This is a genomic window from Tenacibaculum sp. XPcli2-G, from assembly GCF_024124505.1.
Taxonomy (GTDB): domain Bacteria; phylum Bacteroidota; class Bacteroidia; order Flavobacteriales; family Flavobacteriaceae; genus Polaribacter; species Polaribacter mesophilus.
The window spans coordinates 549,633-570,519 of sequence record NZ_JAMXSH010000002.1; the positions used below are offsets into that span (position 1 = coordinate 549,633).

General features: G+C 32.0%; 16 protein-coding genes. 6 read left to right on the plus strand and 10 right to left on the minus strand.

Translation table 11 applies throughout. From position 1 onward, the window contains the following. Positions 1 to 193: 193 nt before the first annotated feature. The gene (locus NH341_RS07160; RefSeq protein WP_253056230.1) at positions 194 to 1,324 is read left to right on the plus strand and encodes a VWA domain-containing protein; all 1,131 of its coding nucleotides are present in this window, start codon (positions 194 to 196) and stop codon (positions 1,322 to 1,324) included. Between the two features lie 48 nt (positions 1,325 to 1,372). Here the strand turns inward: NH341_RS07160 and NH341_RS07165 are convergent, their stop codons facing one another. Together NH341_RS07165 and NH341_RS07170 are read right to left on the minus strand one after the other, a co-directional pair. Beyond that, positions 1,373 to 2,167, minus strand: coding sequence for a glucosaminidase domain-containing protein (locus NH341_RS07165; RefSeq protein ID WP_047788541.1), 795 nt, complete (start codon positions 2,165 to 2,167; stop codon positions 1,373 to 1,375). Continuing rightward, positions 2,167 to 3,108: a 1-aminocyclopropane-1-carboxylate deaminase/D-cysteine desulfhydrase gene (locus NH341_RS07170; RefSeq protein ID WP_253056232.1), complete on the minus strand. Its 942-nt coding sequence runs from the start codon at positions 3,106 to 3,108 to the stop codon at positions 2,167 to 2,169. The genes NH341_RS07165 and NH341_RS07170 overlap by 1 nt, the downstream gene beginning before the upstream one ends. A 590-nt stretch (positions 3,109 to 3,698) precedes the next feature. Here NH341_RS07170 and NH341_RS07175 point away from each other — a divergent pair. From NH341_RS07175 to NH341_RS07185, 3 genes are all read left to right on the plus strand, one after another. Continuing rightward, the gene (locus NH341_RS07175) at positions 3,699 to 5,273 is read left to right on the plus strand and encodes a hypothetical protein (RefSeq protein ID WP_253056234.1); all 1,575 of its coding nucleotides are present in this window, start codon (positions 3,699 to 3,701) and stop codon (positions 5,271 to 5,273) included. Positions 5,274 to 5,436: 163 nt separating this feature from the next. After that, positions 5,437 to 6,249, plus strand: a complete 813-nt coding sequence (locus NH341_RS07180) for a hypothetical protein (RefSeq protein ID WP_253056236.1) — start codon at positions 5,437 to 5,439, stop codon at positions 6,247 to 6,249. A 149-nt stretch (positions 6,250 to 6,398) separates the two neighbouring features. Next, on the plus strand, positions 6,399 to 7,031 hold the full coding sequence (locus tag NH341_RS07185; RefSeq protein WP_167713164.1) for a hypothetical protein: 633 nt from the start codon (positions 6,399 to 6,401) through the stop codon (positions 7,029 to 7,031). Positions 7,032 to 7,197: 166 nt separating this feature from the next. Here the strand turns inward: NH341_RS07185 and NH341_RS07190 are convergent, their stop codons facing one another. After that, on the minus strand, positions 7,198 to 9,114 hold the full coding sequence (locus NH341_RS07190) for an ABC-F family ATP-binding cassette domain-containing protein (RefSeq protein WP_159613983.1): 1,917 nt from the start codon (positions 9,112 to 9,114) through the stop codon (positions 7,198 to 7,200). A 119-nt stretch (positions 9,115 to 9,233) separates the two neighbouring features. On the opposite strand from NH341_RS07190, the gene NH341_RS07195 reads away from it, so the two are divergent. Beyond that, a complete protein-coding gene (locus NH341_RS07195) occupies positions 9,234 to 9,629 on the plus strand; it encodes a DUF983 domain-containing protein (RefSeq protein WP_253056238.1) in 396 nt (131 codons plus the stop codon). Positions 9,630 to 9,684: 55 nt separating this feature from the next. On the opposite strand, the gene NH341_RS07200 is transcribed toward NH341_RS07195, so the two are convergent. The 7 genes from NH341_RS07200 to topA all read right to left on the minus strand — a co-directional run bounded on the left by NH341_RS07200 (position 9,685) and on the right by topA (position 19,153). Next, on the minus strand, positions 9,685 to 10,734 hold the full coding sequence (locus NH341_RS07200; RefSeq protein WP_253056240.1) for an FAD-binding oxidoreductase: 1,050 nt from the start codon (positions 10,732 to 10,734) through the stop codon (positions 9,685 to 9,687). A 76-nt stretch (positions 10,735 to 10,810) separates the two neighbouring features. After that, a complete protein-coding gene (gldN, locus tag NH341_RS07205; protein WP_082118617.1) occupies positions 10,811 to 11,671 on the minus strand; it encodes a gliding motility protein GldN in 861 nt (286 codons plus the stop codon). 20 nt (positions 11,672 to 11,691) lie between these two features. Next, the gene (gldM, locus tag NH341_RS07210) at positions 11,692 to 13,227 is read right to left on the minus strand and encodes a gliding motility protein GldM (protein ID WP_047788551.1); all 1,536 of its coding nucleotides are present in this window, start codon (positions 13,225 to 13,227) and stop codon (positions 11,692 to 11,694) included. A gap of 44 nt (positions 13,228 to 13,271) precedes the next feature. Beyond that, complete coding sequence (gldL, locus tag NH341_RS07215) at positions 13,272 to 13,919, minus strand: gliding motility protein GldL (protein WP_239179252.1); 648 nt, start codon at positions 13,917 to 13,919, stop codon at positions 13,272 to 13,274. Between the two features lie 51 nt (positions 13,920 to 13,970). Then, positions 13,971 to 15,350, minus strand: coding sequence for a gliding motility lipoprotein GldK (gldK, locus tag NH341_RS07220; RefSeq protein WP_073181772.1), 1,380 nt, complete (start codon positions 15,348 to 15,350; stop codon positions 13,971 to 13,973). Between the two features lie 96 nt (positions 15,351 to 15,446). After that, positions 15,447 to 16,607 (minus strand): formimidoylglutamase, encoded by a 1,161-nt coding sequence (locus NH341_RS07225; RefSeq protein ID WP_047788554.1) that lies wholly within the window; start codon positions 16,605 to 16,607, stop codon positions 15,447 to 15,449. 59 nt (positions 16,608 to 16,666) lie between these two features. Next, positions 16,667 to 19,153 (minus strand): type I DNA topoisomerase, encoded by a 2,487-nt coding sequence (gene topA, locus NH341_RS07230; RefSeq protein ID WP_253056242.1) that lies wholly within the window; start codon positions 19,151 to 19,153, stop codon positions 16,667 to 16,669. A gap of 199 nt (positions 19,154 to 19,352) precedes the next feature. Between topA and miaB the strand changes: the two genes are divergently transcribed. After that, complete coding sequence (miaB, locus tag NH341_RS07235; RefSeq protein WP_239179255.1) at positions 19,353 to 20,807, plus strand: tRNA (N6-isopentenyl adenosine(37)-C2)-methylthiotransferase MiaB; 1,455 nt, start codon at positions 19,353 to 19,355, stop codon at positions 20,805 to 20,807. Positions 20,808 to 20,887: the final 80 nt, after the last annotated feature.

Here is a 20,887-nt window from a genome sequence, read left to right on the forward strand (position 1 = left end):
AAAACACCTAAACCATTAAAACTCCACAAAAAACAGTCAAAAAATAGATGTTGCTCATTTAACTCATCATTTCCCTAAACGAAACAACCTGTTCACTCATTCTGGATTTTTTAAGAAAAAAGTTGGAAGTAGTTTTGAATAGAAATTAACACCAATCAAACTTTTACCCGATTAATAACTAAAAACAAAAATTATGAAAACGCACGCATTAAAAGTATTTTTCTTTTGCTTAGTACTACTAACAGCAACTACGTTTGCTAATGAAAATCAACCTACAAAAAAAGCTAAAAAGCAAACCGTAAAAGTTGCATTGTTATTGGATACCAGTAATAGTATGGATGGACTTATCAATCAAGCAAAAGCTCAACTATGGGAGATTGTAAATGAGTTATCATATGCTAAATGTAATGGCATTACTCCTAACTTAGAAATTGCTTTATACGAATACGGAAATTCAAGTTTATCTCCTAAAGAAGGATATATCCAACAGGTTTTACAATTTACGAGTGATTTAGATGAGATTTCTGAACATCTTTTTTCTTTAAGCACTAATGGCGGAAGTGAATATTGTGGTCAAGTAATACAAACTTCTTTAAACGAATTGGATTGGGGAACTAATAAACGTGATTTAAAAATGATTTTTATCGCCGGAAACGAGCCTTTTACTCAAGGAAAAGTAAACTATAAAGATGCTATTACTAATGCTAAAGAAAAAGATATTATAGTTAACACAATATTCTGCGGTGATTATAACCAAGGGATTACTGGAAGATGGCAAGACGGAGCTATTTATGGAGATGGTGATTATATGACTATTAATCAAAACAAACACATTATACATATTGTAACACCTTATGACAACGATATTATTATTTTAAACAAACGTTTAAATGCCACCTACATTCACTATGGTTCTTATGGATATTCTAAATATAGTAACCAAGCGAAGCAAGACATGAATGCTGAGAGTTTAGATGAAGCTGTAGTTGTAAAACGTGCCGTAACTAAAAGCTCTAAACTATATAAAAATGCTGAATGGGATTTGGTGGATGCTTCAAAAGAAAAAGAAATTGATTATGGTTCTTTAAAAAAGAAGCAGCTTCCTAAACAGTTACAAAACAAATCTGCCAAAGAAATTAAAATGTATGTGGAGAAGAAACGTAAAGAGCGTACTGAAATTCAACAAAAAATTCAAGAACTAAATAAAAAAAGAAAAACGTATGTAGCTAAAAAACAAAGGGAAAGTTCTAAAAAAAATGAGTTAGAAAGTGTTATGATTAAAGCTATTAAAAAACAAGCAGAAAAGAAAAATTACTCTTGGTAGTTTTAATTGGGGTTTGGTTAGTTAAAGCGGAGTAAAACTCCGCTTTTTTTATTTTACCAATAGATCTTGCCCAATACTAATGTTATTATCACTTAAACCGTTCATCTTTTTCAATTGTTGTACCGAAACATTATATCTTCTTGATATAGAGTATAGCGTATCTCCTTTTTGAACTTTATGTGAAGTTGTTTTATACGTTGGCGTTTTTACTGCTAAAGAACCATCTCTTCTAACTCGATCGTATTTATCTAAGTTATACTTTGTAATAATAGAAATTAATTTTTGAGGATATTTTCTGTCCGTTGCATATCCTGCTCTTTTTAACCCGTATGCCCAACCTTTATAGTCTGTATGCCTTAATCTAAATAAACTTGCATATCGTTTACGAGTTAGTAAAAACTGTGAGTGATCTTCATACGAAGTTTCAGGGTATTTATATTTTCTAAAACATTCTCCTTTTTCATCATCATCATGAGTTACACTATTACCTTGCCAACCTCTATGACATTTAATGCCAAAGTGATTGTTTGATCTTCGAGCTAAAGGGCTTCTTCCACTCCCCGATTCCAATACTCCTTGCGCTAAGGTAATACTAGCAGGAATACCATGTTCGTGCATTTTCTTCACTGCAATTGGTGCAAATTTTTGAATATAGGCCTCGGTATGGTTTGTAGTTGTTGATATTGGCTTTTGTATTTGCTCTAACTGTGGTAACTCAGGCATTTTTTCTTCTCTAGGTTCTAAAACCACCTCTTTTGGTGTATTTTTTACCACATTTTTACCCGACCCGCAACTTATAAATATTGCCGCACAAACTACTAAAAAAACTACCTTTATTTTCATTAAACCTTTATTAACTCTTTATTTTTATTCTTTAATTTCTGGTTTACTCCTGCTATTCCTTGTAAACCTCCTGTATGAATTACTAGTATTTTACTGTTTTTCGAAAACATATCTTTTGCTACTAAATCTAGTATTCCAAATAACATTTTCGCTGTATAAACTGGATCTAATAAAATACCTGTTTGCCCTTTAAATTCATTTATAAAACGGATTAACTCTTCAGTATATTTTCCGTAGCCTCCAAAATGATAGTTGGTTTGCAAGTTCCAATTTTTACTTTCTTTTGCATAAGGTGTTATTTCTTCTGCTAAGAAATCACCTTTTAGTGCAGGAAACCCAATTACCTTTTGATTCTTTTTGGCCGAATTTATCAATCCAGAAATCGTTCCTCCAGTACCTACTGCGCAGCAAATATAATTGAATTTTTCATCTTCATTTGTTAAAATCTCCTCGCAACCTTTTACAGCTAAAGCATTTGTTCCTCCTTCTGGAATTAGGTAAAAATTACCAAATTCTTTTTTTAACTGATTAATAAATTCTTCAGATGTTTTACTTCGGTAGGCTTCTCTAGTAATAAACTTAAATTGCATACCACTTTCGTAAGCTTTTCTCAAGGTTTCGTTTTGTAAAAGTGTTTTGGCTACATCCTTTCCAAGTTCATCACCTCTAATAATTCCTATTGTTTTAAAACCTGCCATTTTTCCTGCAGCAGCAGTAGCTGCAATATGGTTTGAAAAAGCGCCTCCAAAAGTTAATAAGGTTTCTTTTTTTTGTTGTTTTGCTTCTGCAATATTATACTTCAGTTTTCTGAATTTATTGCCTGAAACGAATGGATGAATAGTATCTTCTCTTTTTATAAAAAGTTCAACCTCTTTTGTTGTTAAAATAGGTAAGTAAATTTGTTGGTTTTCTGGTATGGGAATTTCTAGTTTAAACAGCATTTTAAAAAGTTATCAATGCAAAAATAAGCCTTTAATCTATTTTTAGCTTATCCCCTACTATACCAATAGTAATTATTAAAAAAAATAACAACATAGTAGTGAAAAATATTAACTAATCGTGCCGCGATGTCTTCGGAGCACGCCGTGATATCAGCGACCCATGCCGCGGTGTCTTCGGAGCATGCCGTGATATTAGCGACCCGTGCCGTAGTATCTTCGGAGCATGCCGTGATATCAGCGACCCGTGCCGCGGTGTCAACGGAGCATGCCGTGATATTAGCGACCCGTGCCGTGGTGTCTGCGGAGCATGCCGTGATATTAGCGCCCGATTAACGGGGAGTATTCAATAAAGTGTGTCAACTTGTTTAAAGTTGCTCCTATTACTGAAGAAGGAAGACAACCGATTAGGCTTCGTTTGTAGTCCCGATAAAAAAGTTGCACTTTTTTATCTTATTTCTTTATATTTGAAAGTGTTAATAAAATTGCTAAAAGTTCCGCATATCTTACCGTAAAAGGAATATATAAGTAATTTTATTACGTATATAAACTAGTTGCCAGTAATATTGACCAATCATACCGAATTAAAAAAATTGAAGAAAAAAGAGTATTTCTATTACGAAAAAAAACATAAAAATTGGTCTGAAAAAAGAGCAGAATATTCTTATAAACTAAAACAAAAAACACTTTCCTTTCTCACTAGAAATAAATATTTAAAAAAGAAATTAAACGTAATAGACAGACACACTGAATTAAGGAATGCTAAAGAACATCATATATATCTAAATTACTACACTGATAGAATAATCTCAAAAAACCAACCTGAACAATACAAAAAACTAAATCTAACTTATATTAGTTTTTTTGAGGTAATTGAGATAGATAAATTTGACCAATTCAAAAAAACTATTATTTCAAAATTTTCATCTAAACATGCAGGCTTTGGAAAAGAAATTAGATTTAAAGATGAATTATCAAAAAAATTGTCCAAAATAAAAATTGATTTCAATTCATCAGGATTTGGAAGACTAATCAGTTTAGATTTTGAAAAAATAAATAATTCGCATTCAGATTATATTGACCGATTAACTATATCTTACGTCAAAACAAATGAATCCTATTTCATATTACATATTGATGTTAAACCAAGTAAAGTGTTTAAAAAAGTTGCAACGAAAATTCTTAAATCATCCGAGACAAGTTTGTCAACACGACATTTTCACTCATTTAAAAACATATTGAAACATAGACTTTTCACTAGCTATACATCATTTAAAAGCAGTCTTTTAAGAGAGAATGTTGACAATTTAATTTCCGATTTAGAATATCAAATAACTAATAACATTTTAAAACCTTTGAACGGATATTTTTACACCTCAAAACTTACCTCTCAAATCCCTAAAATAGAACATTATACAATTAGAAAATTAAAAAAGCATAAAGACAATAATAGTTTACATTCGTTTTTTAATTTTTCAAGTATTGTTCAATTTACTTCTAAAGATGAATTAGTAGATATCTATAGCAACAAAGAAAAAAATACAATTCATATAATAAAAGAAGAAGAACACGGAAAAAGAGAAAGAAAAGGAAAAGACTATACAGATTACGATTGGATTGAAAGTTATTATTTAATTCAAAGTATGGCGTTTCCTTGTGTATTTGACTCAATTCTGAATCAAGAATTTTCAAAGTTAAATCACATAAAAAGAAAAATGTACGATTTTTTAGAAAGTACAAGCAAGTGGCAGTTTTACAAATATTTTCTACTATTTCACCAAAACAGTAAATATCTCAAGCTAAAAAAAGAAATAACTAAACTTAATCTTATTACCAATAGATACAAAAATGAATTTAATGATAGAGCTTTAAATTTTTTAATAAATCACAGTGGTAATATAAATGAATACGATTATTCAAGTAAAAATCGAAGAAAGATTAGTGAATCCAATTTGTTAAGTTATTATATAGAAAAATTTAAAAATGATATTAAATATTTGACAAAGAAAAAAGATGATGTTAATATAGTATTCAAGAACATTGAAGAATTAAATAGTTATAGAACAAATTTTATTTTGCAAATTGTATCATTGATTGTCGGAATTCTGGCTTTCATTTTCGCATTCGAAAAAGTTCGTGATTTTATATTATCGTTATTGAATAAATAAAAATACTACTGGCAACAATGTATAACCGCAATTACGGCGGATTCGACTACGTCCGAATCCACTCGGAATTGCTAACGTCAGTGCTTAACCGAAAATCATTAACTTTAATCCCGTAACTGACGGTTATACGAGACCGTTGGCGGTAATATAACAGAATCCGAGAATGCTAAATACGATAGAAAGAGAATTTCATTTAACAGAAATATTAGTAAAAACAACTTATCAAGTAATTATAAGTAAAGAATCTAGCTTTCAGAGTAATCCAATTGCTTTTGGTTCTGGTTTTTTCATTAACTATCGAGATAATCTATTTTTTATTACAGCCGACCACAACATTCATATTGATGACCACGAATTGAATGAAAGAACTGGAGTTGATAATTATTTAGCTATTTTGAATAATATTAGTGACAGGAATACACTTTCGACTATCTTAACGCCTATAGGTGGCTTTTACTTTATGGATAGTTTTGATATATCCAAAGAAGACCTAAACCCTGAACTTATAGACGTTGCAATAAGTCTAGTGAATAGAGAAAAAATTGAAGCACCATTTTTAACTGATGAAGACATAAAAGATGAAAATTCTGAACCCATAGTTTCACCTAAAGAGCAAAAGTTTGAATTTATGGACGAACATATAGTTTCACCGACTAAAACAGATTCTTATTATATTTTTGGGAAAATCAAACCAAACTTAAAGGGATTGTTCTTACATAGGAGTAATACATTTAAAAATGATTTGAAATATATTGACGCATATGGAAACTATTTACTTTTAAATACAACTGATATTATTTCAGACTATAAGGATTGGGCTGGATTAAGTGGTTCGCCTGTATTGAATCAAGAGGGTAAATGTATCGGTGTTTTATGTTCTGTAAATGAAGGCACAAAATCTGTTTATGTAAAACCATTCAAAAAAATTATACCTTTTTTAGATACAATAATTTTACAAGAAGAAATAAAAAAATAAAATACTACCGCCAACAATGGCTATAAGTAATTGCTTGTTCTCGCCTACTTCTGAAAATCCTCCCGGATTTTCAGTTTGGTGCGTACTTGCTAAAGTTAGTGATAACCCACGCAACTACTCATAGCCGAGACCGTTGCCAGTAATTTAAAATGACCGAAATTTTAAAGAAATATTTAGTTACAAAATGGTGGATTCCAATATTGCTTTTCGGAATTTCTATTATTCTTTTTATTAGTGGAGCGATTTTGCCAAATACCGATTTCGGATTTTATCTTCTCATATTTTTTGGATTTGTATTACTAATTTCATCGGTTTTGCAATTTTTCAAAAGAAGAATCTTAATTGGATTTTTTCAATTATCATTTTTGGCAGTACCAATTTTGTTCTTTGGATTTATGGCATATATGTTTGCTGGAATAATGAACAAACCTGATGGAGAATTAGCTTTGGACAGAATTGAACCGTTAATTGAAGAAAAAACAGACTTAATTATCCCAGAAGATTTTAAGGTTTTGGAAAATCTTATTGAACACACAGAAGGAGCTTTTGATTCTGATTATTCAATCGGACTGACAATCGAATACAAACAATCTGACGAGAAAAAAATTGTAGAACAAATTCTAAAAAGTACGGAACTGGAATCGAACAAAGGCTCGTGGAAAAAATACGATAGTGGATTTAATTTTGAACATAATAACAACGAAATAAATAGAGCTGAACCGTTTTATTTCAAAGTAGATACTTTAACCAACATAATGGAATTGAATTTAAGTCACTTATGAATAAAAAACTACTGGCAACAAAGAACTGAGGTAAAAAACAAGTAAATTTTATACTTTTTTAAACCAACGTACTTTTATATTTACTACTTTTTACTATGGCAAAAGATTCTTTTAGTAGCTTATTACACACCGTTATTAAAACAAGTTTTTACTTTTATTCTTAATATTAAAAATCAACTAACTGCTCCTCAACTTGTTCCCATTCTTCCATTAGTGCATCAACTTTCGCCTTTTTTGCTTTGTAGTTTTCGAAGAAGTTAGGACGTGAAGATACTTCATCGTAGTTCTGTGCTAATTCTAAATCTATTTTTTCTATTTCAGCCTCTAAATTTGCTATTTGTGTTTCAATTTTATTAAGCTTATTTTTTAACTTTTTTAATTCTTTTTCTTGCTCTCTTGATAATTGATAGGCTTCTTTTTTAGAAGTATCTTTTTCTTTAGTAACTACGGTTCTTTTCTCAGCATCGCGCAAACTTTCCATTTTGTGTTGCTCTAAGAAATAATCAATATCTCCTAAATATTCTTTTATTTCACGGTCTTTAAATCCGTAAACCGTTGTGGTTAATCCTTGTAAAAAATCACGGTCGTGAGATACGACAATTAGCGTACCATCAAAGTTTTGTAATGCTTTTTTTAATACATTTTTAGAAGCAATATCTAAGTGGTTGGTAGGCTCATCCATTATTAAGACATTAAATGGCGATAGCAACAACTTACATAATGCCAAACGATTTCGCTCACCTCCTGATAGTACTTTTGCTTTTTTATCTACTGCCTCTCCTCCAAATAAAAACGAACCTAACATATCTCGCACACGCATTCTATTACTATCGGTAGCAGCGTCTTCCATAATTTCTAACACTGTTTTCTCTGGTGGTAATTCTTCTGACTGATTTTGTGCAAAGTAACCTATTTCTACATTGTGTCCTAGTTTTAAGTTTCCTTCAAACGGAATTTCCCCTACCATCATTTTGGCCAAGGTAGATTTTCCCTGTCCGTTTTGTCCTACAAAGGCAATTCTACTATTACGTTCAATTAATAAGTTTACATCTTTTAACACCTCTTTTTCTCCATAGCTTTTTGCTAAATTTTCAGCCTCTACAATAATTTTGCCTGGTTCTTTTGATATAGCAAAACGCACATTCATTACCGCATTATCATCTTGGTCTACTTCAATACGTTCTACTTTTTCTAACTTTTTAATTAACGATTGTGCCATGGAAGCTTTGCTAGCTTTTGCACGGAATTTCTCTATTAATTTTTCGGTATGTTCTATTTCCTTCTGTTGATTTTTCTGTGTTTGCAGCTGCTTTTCTTTAATCTCTGCTCGCAGTTTTAGGAACTCAGAGTACGGTTTTTTATAATCGTAGATTTGACCTAACGAAATTTCTATAGTACGATTGGTTACATTATCTAAAAACATCTTATCGTGCGATACTAAAACGATAGCTCCTGCATAGTTTTTTAAAAAGTTTTCTAACCAAATAATCGACTCAATATCTAAGTGGTTTGTGGGCTCATCGAGTAATAAAATATCATTATTCTGAAGAAGGAGTTTTGCAAGTTCAATACGCATACGCCAACCTCCAGAAAAAGTATCAGTTAACTTATCAAAATCTTCTCGTTGAAAACCTAACCCTTGTAAAATCTTTTCGGTTTCTCCTTGGTAGTTATATCCACCAAGTAACTCGTAACGTTCAGTTTTCTCGTTTAAATCAATAATTAATTGATTATACGCTTCACTTTCATAATCAGTTCTTTCTGCTAGTTGACGATTAATTTCATCAAGCTCTAGTTCAATTTCTTTAATTTCAGTAAATGCTTGGTATGCTTCTTCTAAAATAGTTCTTCCATGTACAAAATCAATATCCTGTCGTAAAAACCCTATACGTACATCTTTATCAAATGCCAGTGTTCCGCCACTACTTTCAATATCTTTTGATAAAACTTTTAATAAGGTAGATTTTCCTGCTCCATTTTTTCCAATCAATCCAATTCTGTCTCCTTTTATTAATTTAAAAGTGATTCCAGAAAACAAATCTGTTCCCATAAATGAAACTGATACATCGTGTACGTTTAACATATTTTTAGCAAATTACTTTAGTTTTGTAACTAGAGTTACAAACGATAGTTTTATTTTTGTTGAAATTTGTACAAACTTACAAAAAGCAAATAGTTAATCGAACTTAATACCCATAAGAAATGTTTGGAAAAGGAAGTAAATTGTATAGTATTTTTAATAGTAAATGTCCTCGATGTCATGAAGGAGACTTCTTTAAATACAAACTTAACTTCAACCCTAAAAAAGTAACTACTTTACATGAAAATTGTCCCCAATGTAATTTTAAGTACATGATGGAGCCTTCTTTTTTCTTTGGTGCGATGTATGTAAATTACGCGCTTGCAGTAGCTCTTTTTGTTGCTATTTTTATTATTGCTAAAGTTTTTATTGGCTTATCTATTTTACATAGTTTCATAGCTATAATAGCTGTTTCTTTAATATTAACACCTATTACATTAAGACTTTCAAGAATTATTTGGATTAACCTATTTGTGGGTTATAAAAAGAACGCCAAAGAATTACAATCAGAAAAGTAACTCTACTAGGAATAAGTTTATTATTTCTTAAAATATAACAATATAAAAAGGTTCGTTATTCAACGAACCTTTTTATATTTATTTCTTTATCCAACTCTTCACCCTTTTCGAGATGATTATATAAGTTTTCTGCAACAGTTGGGGCAATCATTACACCACGTGTTCCTAAGCCGTTTAAAATAGCTAATTTTTGATATTCTGGATGTTTTCCTACTAAAGGCCTTCTATCTTTTACTGTAGGACGTATTCCTGCTGATTGTTCAATTACTGTATATGGAACTGATATTATCTTTTGTAATTTTTCTTCCAACTCTTTTCTTCCTTCTTCTGTTGGAACTGATGTTTTATCTGTCCAATTAAAAGTAGCTCCTACTTTGTATGTATCGTCACCTAACGGCATTATAAATACACTGCCTTTTAATAAAAAATCTATTTTTAGTTCGGGAGCATGAATTGTTATCGTTTCTCCTTTCGTTCCATTTAAAGGCAAATAATTAAAAAATGGATTTTTCTTTAAACCAAATCCTTCACTAAACACAATTCTTTTTGCTGTAATATTATCATAACTTACTTTATCTTCTTGAATAGTAACTTTTGAATAGTCAAAGGCTTGTTCTAGGAGACTTTTTAATGATTTTATATACTCTTTATAAGACTTTACTAATAAAGGGGTATCAATTCTTCCTGTTCCTTTTAATTCTCCAAATCCATAATTACCTATAATTCCTTTTATTTTTTTTTTTGATATTTTTGGATTCATATAGTAAGACAACATTGGTTTATCTGATGCAATGAACCAATTGTTTTCATCTCCTACACTTGAAAATACTTTTTTAGTAGTAAATTTATAATCTAAGGTAAGTTGTAACTTTTCTTCTAGTTCTTCATAAAAAGGGATTGCCTTTTCTAGTTGTTCATGTCCATTCCAAACTGGCGTAAATCGTTTTAAGATTACAGGATTGTATACTCCACCAGCAACTACTGAAGATACTTGTGAAGTATTTTCAAAAACAATAAAACTTTTATTGTTTTTAATTAATTGTTCTGTAAAGGCTATTCCTGATAACCCTAAGCCAACGATGATATAATCTACCTCTTTATTCATAATTCAAAAGTACTACTATTGTAATAAAAAAGAGCTTGCAATGCAAGCTCTTTTTTGTTTATACTGAAAAGGAATATTAATAATTCCACATATCCATTTCTCTATTACGAATACCTTCTTTAATTCTATTTGCTTCTAACAATTGAAATAAAGAATTACCACGAACATAATCTTTTATAGATCTATCTCCATAAATGTTTTCTTCTCTTAAAATGGTTGAGTTAAAACGTCTTGCATTTAACAAGTTGTCATAAGAAAGTGGTTGTGCTGAATTTTCTGGGTTGAATACTTTTGAATTGTGTAATGTTTCACGGGCATCTGGGAAAAACACCCAAAATAGTTCATACACATTTTCACTATCGTCAATTTCTTCAACTCCCATTACCTGTACATCTGGTCCCATAGGTGCTAAGGCTAATAAACGATATTTTAACTCACCTTGGCGTTTGTCAAAATACCAAATACCTTTTAACTTAAACCCCTTAATGTCTTGAGACTGTACATAATAAGGATCCACATAGTCTCCATTTTGACGTTCATTAAACGTCATCATATTAACTTCTTCCATTCCTATTTTAGTAGTAAAATAAGAGTCGTTATAGACCTCTGTTATTTCACCATTTTTAATACCTTTTAATAAGGTATCAAATAAAGAACGTCTTGTAAGACCTGCATTCATAGTATCAATTGGGTAATAATAAGGTAGATTTATTTTCTGGTTTAAATCTACATATTCCCACACCACCTTAGACCATAACACATCTCTATCACTAATGTAGCCATAAGGAAGTGGTTTGTCATCTTCTGAAGCTATTTGAGCTTCAGATTTAAATCCAATTTCATCTACCTTTTTAGCATTTAAAAGGTTAGCTTGTGCACTTGCATAGCTTGTCGCAGCAAATGCGAATAAAACCATATAAAAACGCTTCCAATTCATACTTTCTTATTTTTTACTTATTAATTTGTAATTTCTACGCTAACAGGTAATACTTTTTTAATTTTATAGTTAGAACCTGATACTGATGCTTTGATATCAAAAATTGTAATTACATCATTTCTTCTAGCCTTACTAATAGCTGCTTTAGCTCTAGAGTTTAAACCTCTACCACTTACAGGTATCGCTACTTGTCCTGGTACTTTAACCTTAAAGCTAGATACGTTTAGTTTTAAATCGAATAAGAAGTCTGGTAATCCTGCAGCTACGCTTATTCTTCCTAAACTAGCTTTTGGCATTTTTACGGTACCATATTGACCTCTAACCATACCTACTGCTGGTGGTATGTCTTTAATTCTAAATTTCTTAACAGAACGCACACCTTTTGATGCACCCGTTGGAGTTCCTGTAACTACGATGTTTACCTCACTACCTTTACCTGGATACATAGTATACTTGTCTCCTCTAACTCTTTTCAACCCTGGAGCTTTTGCAGAAACTTTATTTCCTGGTACTCCTGGAATAGAAATAGTTAACGGGTTAGCTAAACCACGGTATACTACATTCATTTTATCTGCAGAAACTAGAGCTTCATTTGGTCTAGGAATAACAGCATAAGCTCCTTTAATATCTATTTTTACAATAGAATCTCCTTCTTTAAATTGGAACTCTCCTTTTAATTCCTTATCTCCTACATTACCTGCTGGACCGTCTAGAATAACTTGTCCTGCTTGAATTTTTTCTTGCTCAACTTCTTTATCATTAATAATAACTTTCTCTGCAGTTAAATTAGGATCTTTTTTTCCTAATACAATTCTACCTGATAAGTTTTCTCCAGGATAATAAGCACTCTTATCAAAAACAACCATTGCTTCATATTTGGTCATAGATACAGCACTTTGTAATTCTCCTTGTAATAAAGCTGTTAAAGCATCAGATTCTGTAGCTTTAATGTCTGCTTGGATTTGAGTTAACTTAGTTAAAGATGCAATTAAAGGGAAACCTTCAAAATGATATTTTAACCAGTCAATTTTTTTACCGTCTTTATTTTCTACTTTACTTGTATTAAAACGAGCGGCTATTACATCTGCTACTTCTGTACCTTCTAAAGCAGCAACAGCATCATTTCTGAAAGCATCTATCTTAGCAACAAATTCTTGTCCTTTTTTTGATATTTTACCTCCTTTAAAGAACAATTCATCTAAAAATTTAGACTTATCCATTGTTTCATATGCTTTTTTATCTTCTAAATCACCAGTCATTTGGCTCTTTAAATCTCCTACGTAAGCATATAATTCATCAGCTGCTACTTTTAACTTATCTGTTTTCTCCTTAGCTTCACCGTATTGCTTAGCTTGTTCTGCTGCCTTTTGAGCTAACGTTTCGTAAGCTGTTTTATTTTTCTCTGTTGCTTTTTGGTTAGCTACTGTTAACTTTTCATTCATTAATCCAAAGGCAGATAATACTTCCTTACTCATGTTCATTGCTAACATTGCAATAAACACTAAGTACATAAGGTTAATCATCTTCTGCCTTGGTGATAGTTGTCCTCCTGCCATATTAATTAGTTTGTTTAGTTAATAAATTAGATTAAACTAATTAATTATTTGTTAGACATTGCAGTTAACATTCCTCCATATACTCCATTTAATGAAGATAGGTTTGTTGCTAACGATTGCATTTGCTCTTGTAAACGTTGAGAGTTCTCTACCATAGCTGAGTTTAAATCGGCTTGTTTACTAGCATTTTCTACTTGAGTTTGGTATAAACTATTTAATGATTCCATTTGAGCTGCTGCTCTAGACATTTGCTCATTGTAACTATTAGTAGCTGAAATTGATTGAGAAGCTGAAGCTAATGGCTCTACTGCTCCTTGAAAGCTTTTAATACTGTCTCCTAAACGAGATACTAATTGAGCATCTAATTTAGCTTCACTTAGTATATTGTCTAATTTTTGAGATAACATGCTTTGTGCTTCTTCTGGTGAAGCAGAAACTTTTTTATCTCTTTTGCTACCTGATGATTGTCCATCTGCTAACTCTGGGTATACTTTTGTCCAATCTAAATCGTCTTCAACTGCTTCAAACGCTGACAATGCGAAAACTGCTGCTTCAACAATCATACCTACCATTAATACTTCATTTCCAAAAGGCCAGTGTAAAATTTTAAATAATGCTCCAATAATAACTACTGCGGCTCCTAAACCGTAAGCCATGTTGAACATTTTTTTAGTTGATTTTGATTGTGCCATAATTCTTGATTTTTAAAATTTGGGGATTAATATTTATTCTTGTTTTCTTGTTTAATTACTTTTATTGGTACCTAAATAATCTTGTACGGTTCTAAATCCGATATAACTTCTTGCGGTATCAGCGTATTCCCAATCACGAGAACTTACCTCTAAGAAATATGCTACATCTTTCCAAGATCCTCCACGTATTATTTTTCTTCTATTTTCTTTTATTTCAACGTTAGGGTTCATGGTAGATCCCATATAATAAGACATTTGATTGTAAGCTGTATTTGTCCATTCTGAAACATTACCTGCCATATTAAACAATCCATACTCATTAGGATTATAAGACATTGCTTCAACTGTGTAAAGGGCTCCATCAGCTGCATAATCTCCACGAACTGGTTTAAAGTTTGCTAAAAAACATCCTCTATCACTCGTTGTACTAGGTCCTCCCCAAGGATATTTACCATAATCTAATCCTCCACGTGCTGCGTATTCCCACTCTGCTTCTGTAGGCAATCTGAAAGCAGGCACTAAACCTAACTTCTTTCTAGATCTTTGAAAATTATTTTTTGTTTGGGTTCTCCAATGACAGAATGCTTTTGCTTGATTCCATGTTACCCCTACTACTGGGTAATTCTCATACGCTTTGTGCCCAAAATACTCTTGATGCATTGGATCATTGTATGAATAATTAAAGTCTTTTATCCATACTGTTGTATCTGGATACACATTTATAACTTCGTCTTTTAAGAAATCTCTTCTATTCTTACCTGTTCTTGCTGCAGCTTCATTATCAAACCAATAATACCTATAGTTTAATAATTTTGTATTAAATGTTCTAATTCCATTTAAGGCCTCATCTTTTCTAATATATAAAGAGTCCATCACCTCTACATAATCAGCATCAGGATATTCTTGTGAATCCCAAATTAACTCTTCTTCCCAGTTTAATGGTTTTAGTGAATCTAACCCTTCTCCTAATTCGTAATAATTTTCACGCATGTACTTATCATACGGAGTTTCATTAACAGTATCTTTTGATGCAAAAGCATATAATTGTATTCCTTGTGCATTTTTACCTGTATTAGCTGCATCCTCTCCTCCTAAAGAAGCAAATTCTGCTTGATAAGCTAATTTAGTTCTTGTTATGGAATCTCTTACCCAATGAACAAAAGCTTTATACTCACTATTTGTTATTTCAGTCTCATCCATGTAAAATGGTTGTACCGTAACTGTTTTAGTTGGAGCATTCATAGCCCCCATAGGATCTTCATCTTGTTTTCCCATAGTGAAAGATCCTCCTGGGATTTTAGCCATACCATATGGTTTTTCAGCAAACCATTTCCTTTTAGATTTCACTCCTACTAACTCTCCCCTATCACCACTTGAACCACAAGAGTAAATGATAGATGCTAACAATGCAAGTACTGTTATTTTTTTCATATTAAATCTTTCTTATAAAAGAGGCGTAAACCTATTATTTTTTTTATTAAAAAACAATTACGAATTATTATTTTTTACAGAACATACAACTTTCTTTTAAACAAGCTTTTGCAAAGCCTTATACCACCTTTCTGGTATTTTTTGTTGTAATGCTTGTTCATAATCTCGATAGTTACATGGTATTAACGCATGTCTTTTGTGTTTATTATTTGATATTAAATTTATTTCCATCCACCAACGACCGCTTTTATCACTCTTATAAAAGTTTATTGGATCATCATCATTTAAAAGTACCGTAAACTTTTGGTAACTTTCTTTGGTTACAAATGGGTAATCTTTAGCTCTTGAATTTACTCCTTCTATGAAATACCAAATTACTTGAGCTATTAATTTTGCTGTTTGATGATTTAAATCTAAAAGGCTATTGTACTCGTATATTCCAAAAGATGTTACCTTATCACTTATCCCTGCATAACGTGCAACAGCACATAACTCTTCTCCATAAAATCCATTTGGCGAAGCATTTTTATTTGCAGGAGCATCGCTTTGACGTACACTGCCTATATCTACGCTTACAACATCTGCGTCACGCATTATTGGTTCTACCAATGTTATGTTTTTAACTTCTCCTAATCTGTAGGCTTCAAAATATAATTTATCTAATAGATTTATTTCTTCTTGAGAATTAAAGTAGGTTTGGTACCCTATATTACTGAAGTTAAACAGATTATTAGGCTCCTCCATTACAATTCTACTTAAATAAGATTGAGAGCTTAATTCTTCTTCTAATGAGCCTAGATCAAACCGACTATCAACAACTACTAAGTTAACTGTTTGCTCTAGTTCGTCGTAAGCTCTATAATTTGCGTAAGTTAAATCTTGTCCTCCCCCAATTATTACAGGAAGTATATTTTTTTTTAGTAAAAATGCTACTGATGATTTAACAGCAAAGTAGGTATCTTCTAATGTATTTCCTTTCTCTATGTTTCCGAGATCTGCTATACGAGTATGCCAGTTACCAGGAAATAATTGATACAAATGTTTACGAATTTCGTGTAATTCTTTACCACTCCCTAAATTACCTGCTGCTCCTCTATCATCTTTAACCCCTAAAATTGCGATAGTTACTTCTGTTAAATCTGGAAAACCATCTTGAACAGTATGTAGTTGAATAGTTCTTCCTAATACAGAAGAAGGCTGTAAAACTACACTAGTAGCTACAGAATCTTCAATAGGGGAAAAGAAGTCTATATTCATTTATTAGGGGAATTTTTGGAGTCGCAATATACTAAACTATTTTTTTTCTGAAAGCTTCTTTATTTTTTTTTGGCTGCTTTCTTTTTAGCTGTTTTTTTCTTAGGTGTTTTTGCTTCAATCATTTTAACAGCCTCTTCTTGTGTTAGTTTTTCTATCTCTGTTGTCTTTGGAAGTTCTACCTTTATCTTTCCTTTTATTACATTAAAACGTCCCCAGCGTGCTTTTTCTACACGAATACCAACCTCTTCAAAATTGTGGATTAGCTTTTCACGCTCTTTTCTTTTTTTATCTTCTATTAATTCTTCTAAATCTGTTTGACTTAAATTATCAAAGTCGTATTTTTTATTTACGTTGATAAAAATAGAGTTCCATTTAATAAAAGGGCCAAAACGCCCTACTCCCTTTTGAATTGGCATTCCTTCATATTCTCCAATAGGAGCATCTGCTTTTCTTTTTGCTTCAATCAATTCAATAGCTCTATCCATATCTACAGACATTGGATTTTCTCCTTTATCTAACGATACATATTTACCATCAAATTTAATATAAGGACCAAATCTTCCATTAGCTACAACTACTTCTTTCTCTTCATAGTCTCCCAATGTTTTTGGCAACTTAAATAAATCCATTGCCTCTTCATAGGTAATTGAATTCATTGTTTGGTCACCTTGTAAACTTGCAAAACGAGGTTTCTCTTCATCAGTTGCCTCTCCTATCTGCACCATTGCTCCGTAACGCCCTAAACGCACATACACATTCTTTCCACTTTCAGGATCTACACCTAATAAACGTTCCCCTTTTGCTCTTTCTGCATTTGCAGCAACATCTTCTACAACAACATGAAAGTTTTTATAAAAGTCTTTAATCATTGCTATCCAATCTTCTTTTCCTTCTGCAATTTCATCAAATTCATTTTCTACTTTAGCTGTAAAACCATAATCTAAAATTGCATCAAAATTTTCTACTAAGAAATCATTTACTATATTTCCTATATCTGTTGGCACGAGCTTTCCTTTATCTGAACCTACTCTTTCAGTTAAAATTTGCTCTGACACTTCTTGATTGGCTAAACTTAATTGAGTGTAATTTCTTTCTTTTCCTTCTACAGTTCCTTTTTCAATATACTCCCTTCTTTGAATAGTTGAAATGGTTGGTGCATACGTAGAAGGGCGACCAATACCTAACTCTTCTAATTGTTTTACCAAAGATGCTTCAGAAAACCTTGCTGGCGGACGTGTGTAACGCTCAGTTGCTGTTATCAACTCGTTTATTAATTCTTCATTTACTTCCATTTTAGGTAACATTCCTGCCTGTTCTTCCTCTTCGTTGTCTGTCCCTTCTAAATATACTTTTAAAAATCCTTCAAAAGTAATTACCTCTCCATTTGCAGTAAACTGCTTTTTATTCTTATTGTTATCTATTTTTACGACGGTACGTTCTAGCTTAGCTTCACTCATTTGTGAAGCTAATGTGCGTTTCCAAATTAAGCTATACAATCTTGTTTGATCATACTCACCTGTAATTTCATGATTCTCCATGTTAGTCGGACGAATTGCCTCATGCGCTTCTTGTGCTCCTTTAGACTTAGTTGCATAATTACGTGGCTTGCTATATTCTTCACCATAAGAAGCTATAATTTCTGCTTGAGCAGCTTTTTTTGCATCATCAGATAAGTTTACACTGTCTGTTCTCATGTAGGTTATTAACCCTGCTTCATACAAACGTTGTGCTACCATCATAGTTTTGGCAACTGGAAAACCTAATTTTCTTGACGCTTCCTGTTGCAACGTCGATGTAGTAAATGGCGGTGCTGGAGATTTTTTTGCTGGTTTTTTTTGTAAATCAGCAACAGAAAATTCTGCTCCTAAACAAGAATTTAAGAAATTTTCAGCTTCTTTTTTTGTTGAAAAGTTCTTTGCTAATTTTGCTTTAAACTTTTTTCCTTCTTCATTTACAAACTCCGCGTCAACACGATAAGAAGCTACTGGTGTAAAACCTTCTATCTCTCTTTCACGCTCCACTATTAAACGGACAGCAACCGATTGTACTCTACCTGCTGACAATCCTGGTTTTACTTTTCTCCATAATACAGGAGATAATTCATATCCTACAATTCTATCTAACACACGTCTTGCTTGTTGAGCATCAACAAGATTGTAATTAATTGTGCGTGGGTTTTCAATTGCTTTTAAAATTGCATTTTTAGTAATAGAGTTAAAAACAATACGCTTAGTGTTTTCATTTTTCAACTTCAATTGTTCCGCTAAGTGCCATGCTATAGCTTCTCCCTCGCGGTCTTCATCGGATGCTAACCAAACAGTTTCTGCTTTCTTTGCTAAGTCTTTCAGTTTTTTTACTACCGCTTTTTTATCGGTAGAAACTATATACTTCGGTTTGAAATCTCCTTCTACATTTACTCCCAACTCCTTAGATGGTAAGTCTGCAATGTGTCCAAAACTCGATTCAACCTGAAAGTCCTTTCCTAAAAACTTTTCTATTGTTTTCGCCTTAGCAGGTGACTCAACTATTACTAAATTTTTTGCCATACGTCTTATATCTCTTATCTCATTTTACACTTTTGTAATATAAGTGTAATTCAGTTTGCAAAAGTATATAGTTTTTTTTTAATGGGTCTTTTTTAACAAAATTTTACTTTTTCTTAAAAAAACAATCCATGTCAATTTGTCACAAATTACACTTTTTGGTTGTATCTTTGCAGCCTATTTTAGTACGATTTAAGGATTTATGGAACACGTAGAGAAAGTAATTGATGAAAAAAAACAAGGAAAAGCCCTTGTTACAGAACACAAAGAAGGAAACAACAAAAAACTTTTTATAGAAAGTTATGGTTGCCAAATGAATATGAACGATAGCGAAATTGTGGCGTCAATTTTAGCAGAGCAGGGTTTTAATACCACTCAAAATTTAGAAGATGCTGATTTAGTATTGGTAAATACGTGCTCTATTCGTGAAAAAGCAGAAACCACTGTTCGTAACAGACTCCAAAAATACAATGCTGTTAAAAAGGTAAATCCAACGATGAAAGTTGGTGTACTGGGTTGTATGGCAGAACGATTGAAAGAAAAGTTTTTAGAGGAAGAAAAAATCGTTGATTTAGTCGTTGGTCCTGATGCTTATCGTGACTTACCTAATTTAATTGAAGAAGTTGACGCAGGTCGTGATGCTGTAAATGTAATATTATCAAAGGAAGAAACGTACGCTGATGTTTCTCCTGTTCGTTTAAACTCTAACGGAGTTTCTGCATTTGTATCAATTACTCGTGGTTGTGATAATATGTGTACATTCTGCGTAGTTCCTTTTACTCGTGGTCGTGAACGTAGTCGTGATCCTAAGAGTATTATTGAAGAAATTCGCAGTATGCAAGAAAAGAACTTCAAAGAAATTACTTTATTAGGTCAAAATGTTGATTCTTATTTATGGTATGGCGGTGGATTGAAAAAAGATTTCAAAAAAGCATCTGAATTAGCACAAGCTTCTGCAGTAGATTTTGCTCAATTATTAGACATGTGTGCTACTGAGTTCCCAAAAATGCGTTTCCGTTTTTCTACGTCTAACCCACAGGATATGACGCTAGATGTGATTCATGTAATGGCAAAACACCAAAATATTTGTAAGTACATTCATTTACCTGTTCAAAGCGGGAGTAACAATATGTTAAAAGCTATGAATCGTCAACACACTCGTGAAGAGTACATGGAGTTAGTTGATAATATTTATAAAATTGTTCCTGAAATGGCTTTAAGTCAAGATATGATTGCGGGGTTCTGTGGAGAAACCGAAGAAGACCATCTTGACACTTTACACATGATGAACTATGTAAAATATAGCTTCGGGTTTATGTTTGCTTATTCAGAAAGACCAGGAACCTTGGCTGCTAAGAAAATGGAAGACAATGTTCCTTTGACTATTAAAAAACGTCGTTTACAAGAAATAATTAATCTACAACAAGAACATAGTTTATACAGAGCTAAAGAGCATGTGGGTAAAATTCAGGAAGTTTTAATCGAGGGAACTTCTAAAAGAAATGAAAACGAATGGAAAGGTCGTAATACACAAAACACTGTTGTAGTTTTCCCTAAAGAAAACTACAAAATGGGTGATTTTGTAAATGTAAAAATTGAAGATTGTACTTCTACTACCTTAAAAGGTACGGCTGTTGGATATTCTGACAATAATTAATTTATAGAAAAGAGTGTAAAGAGAAAAGAAAAAGGTATAAGCTTTTCTCTCTGCTCTTTTTTCTTTATTCTAAAAAAGAA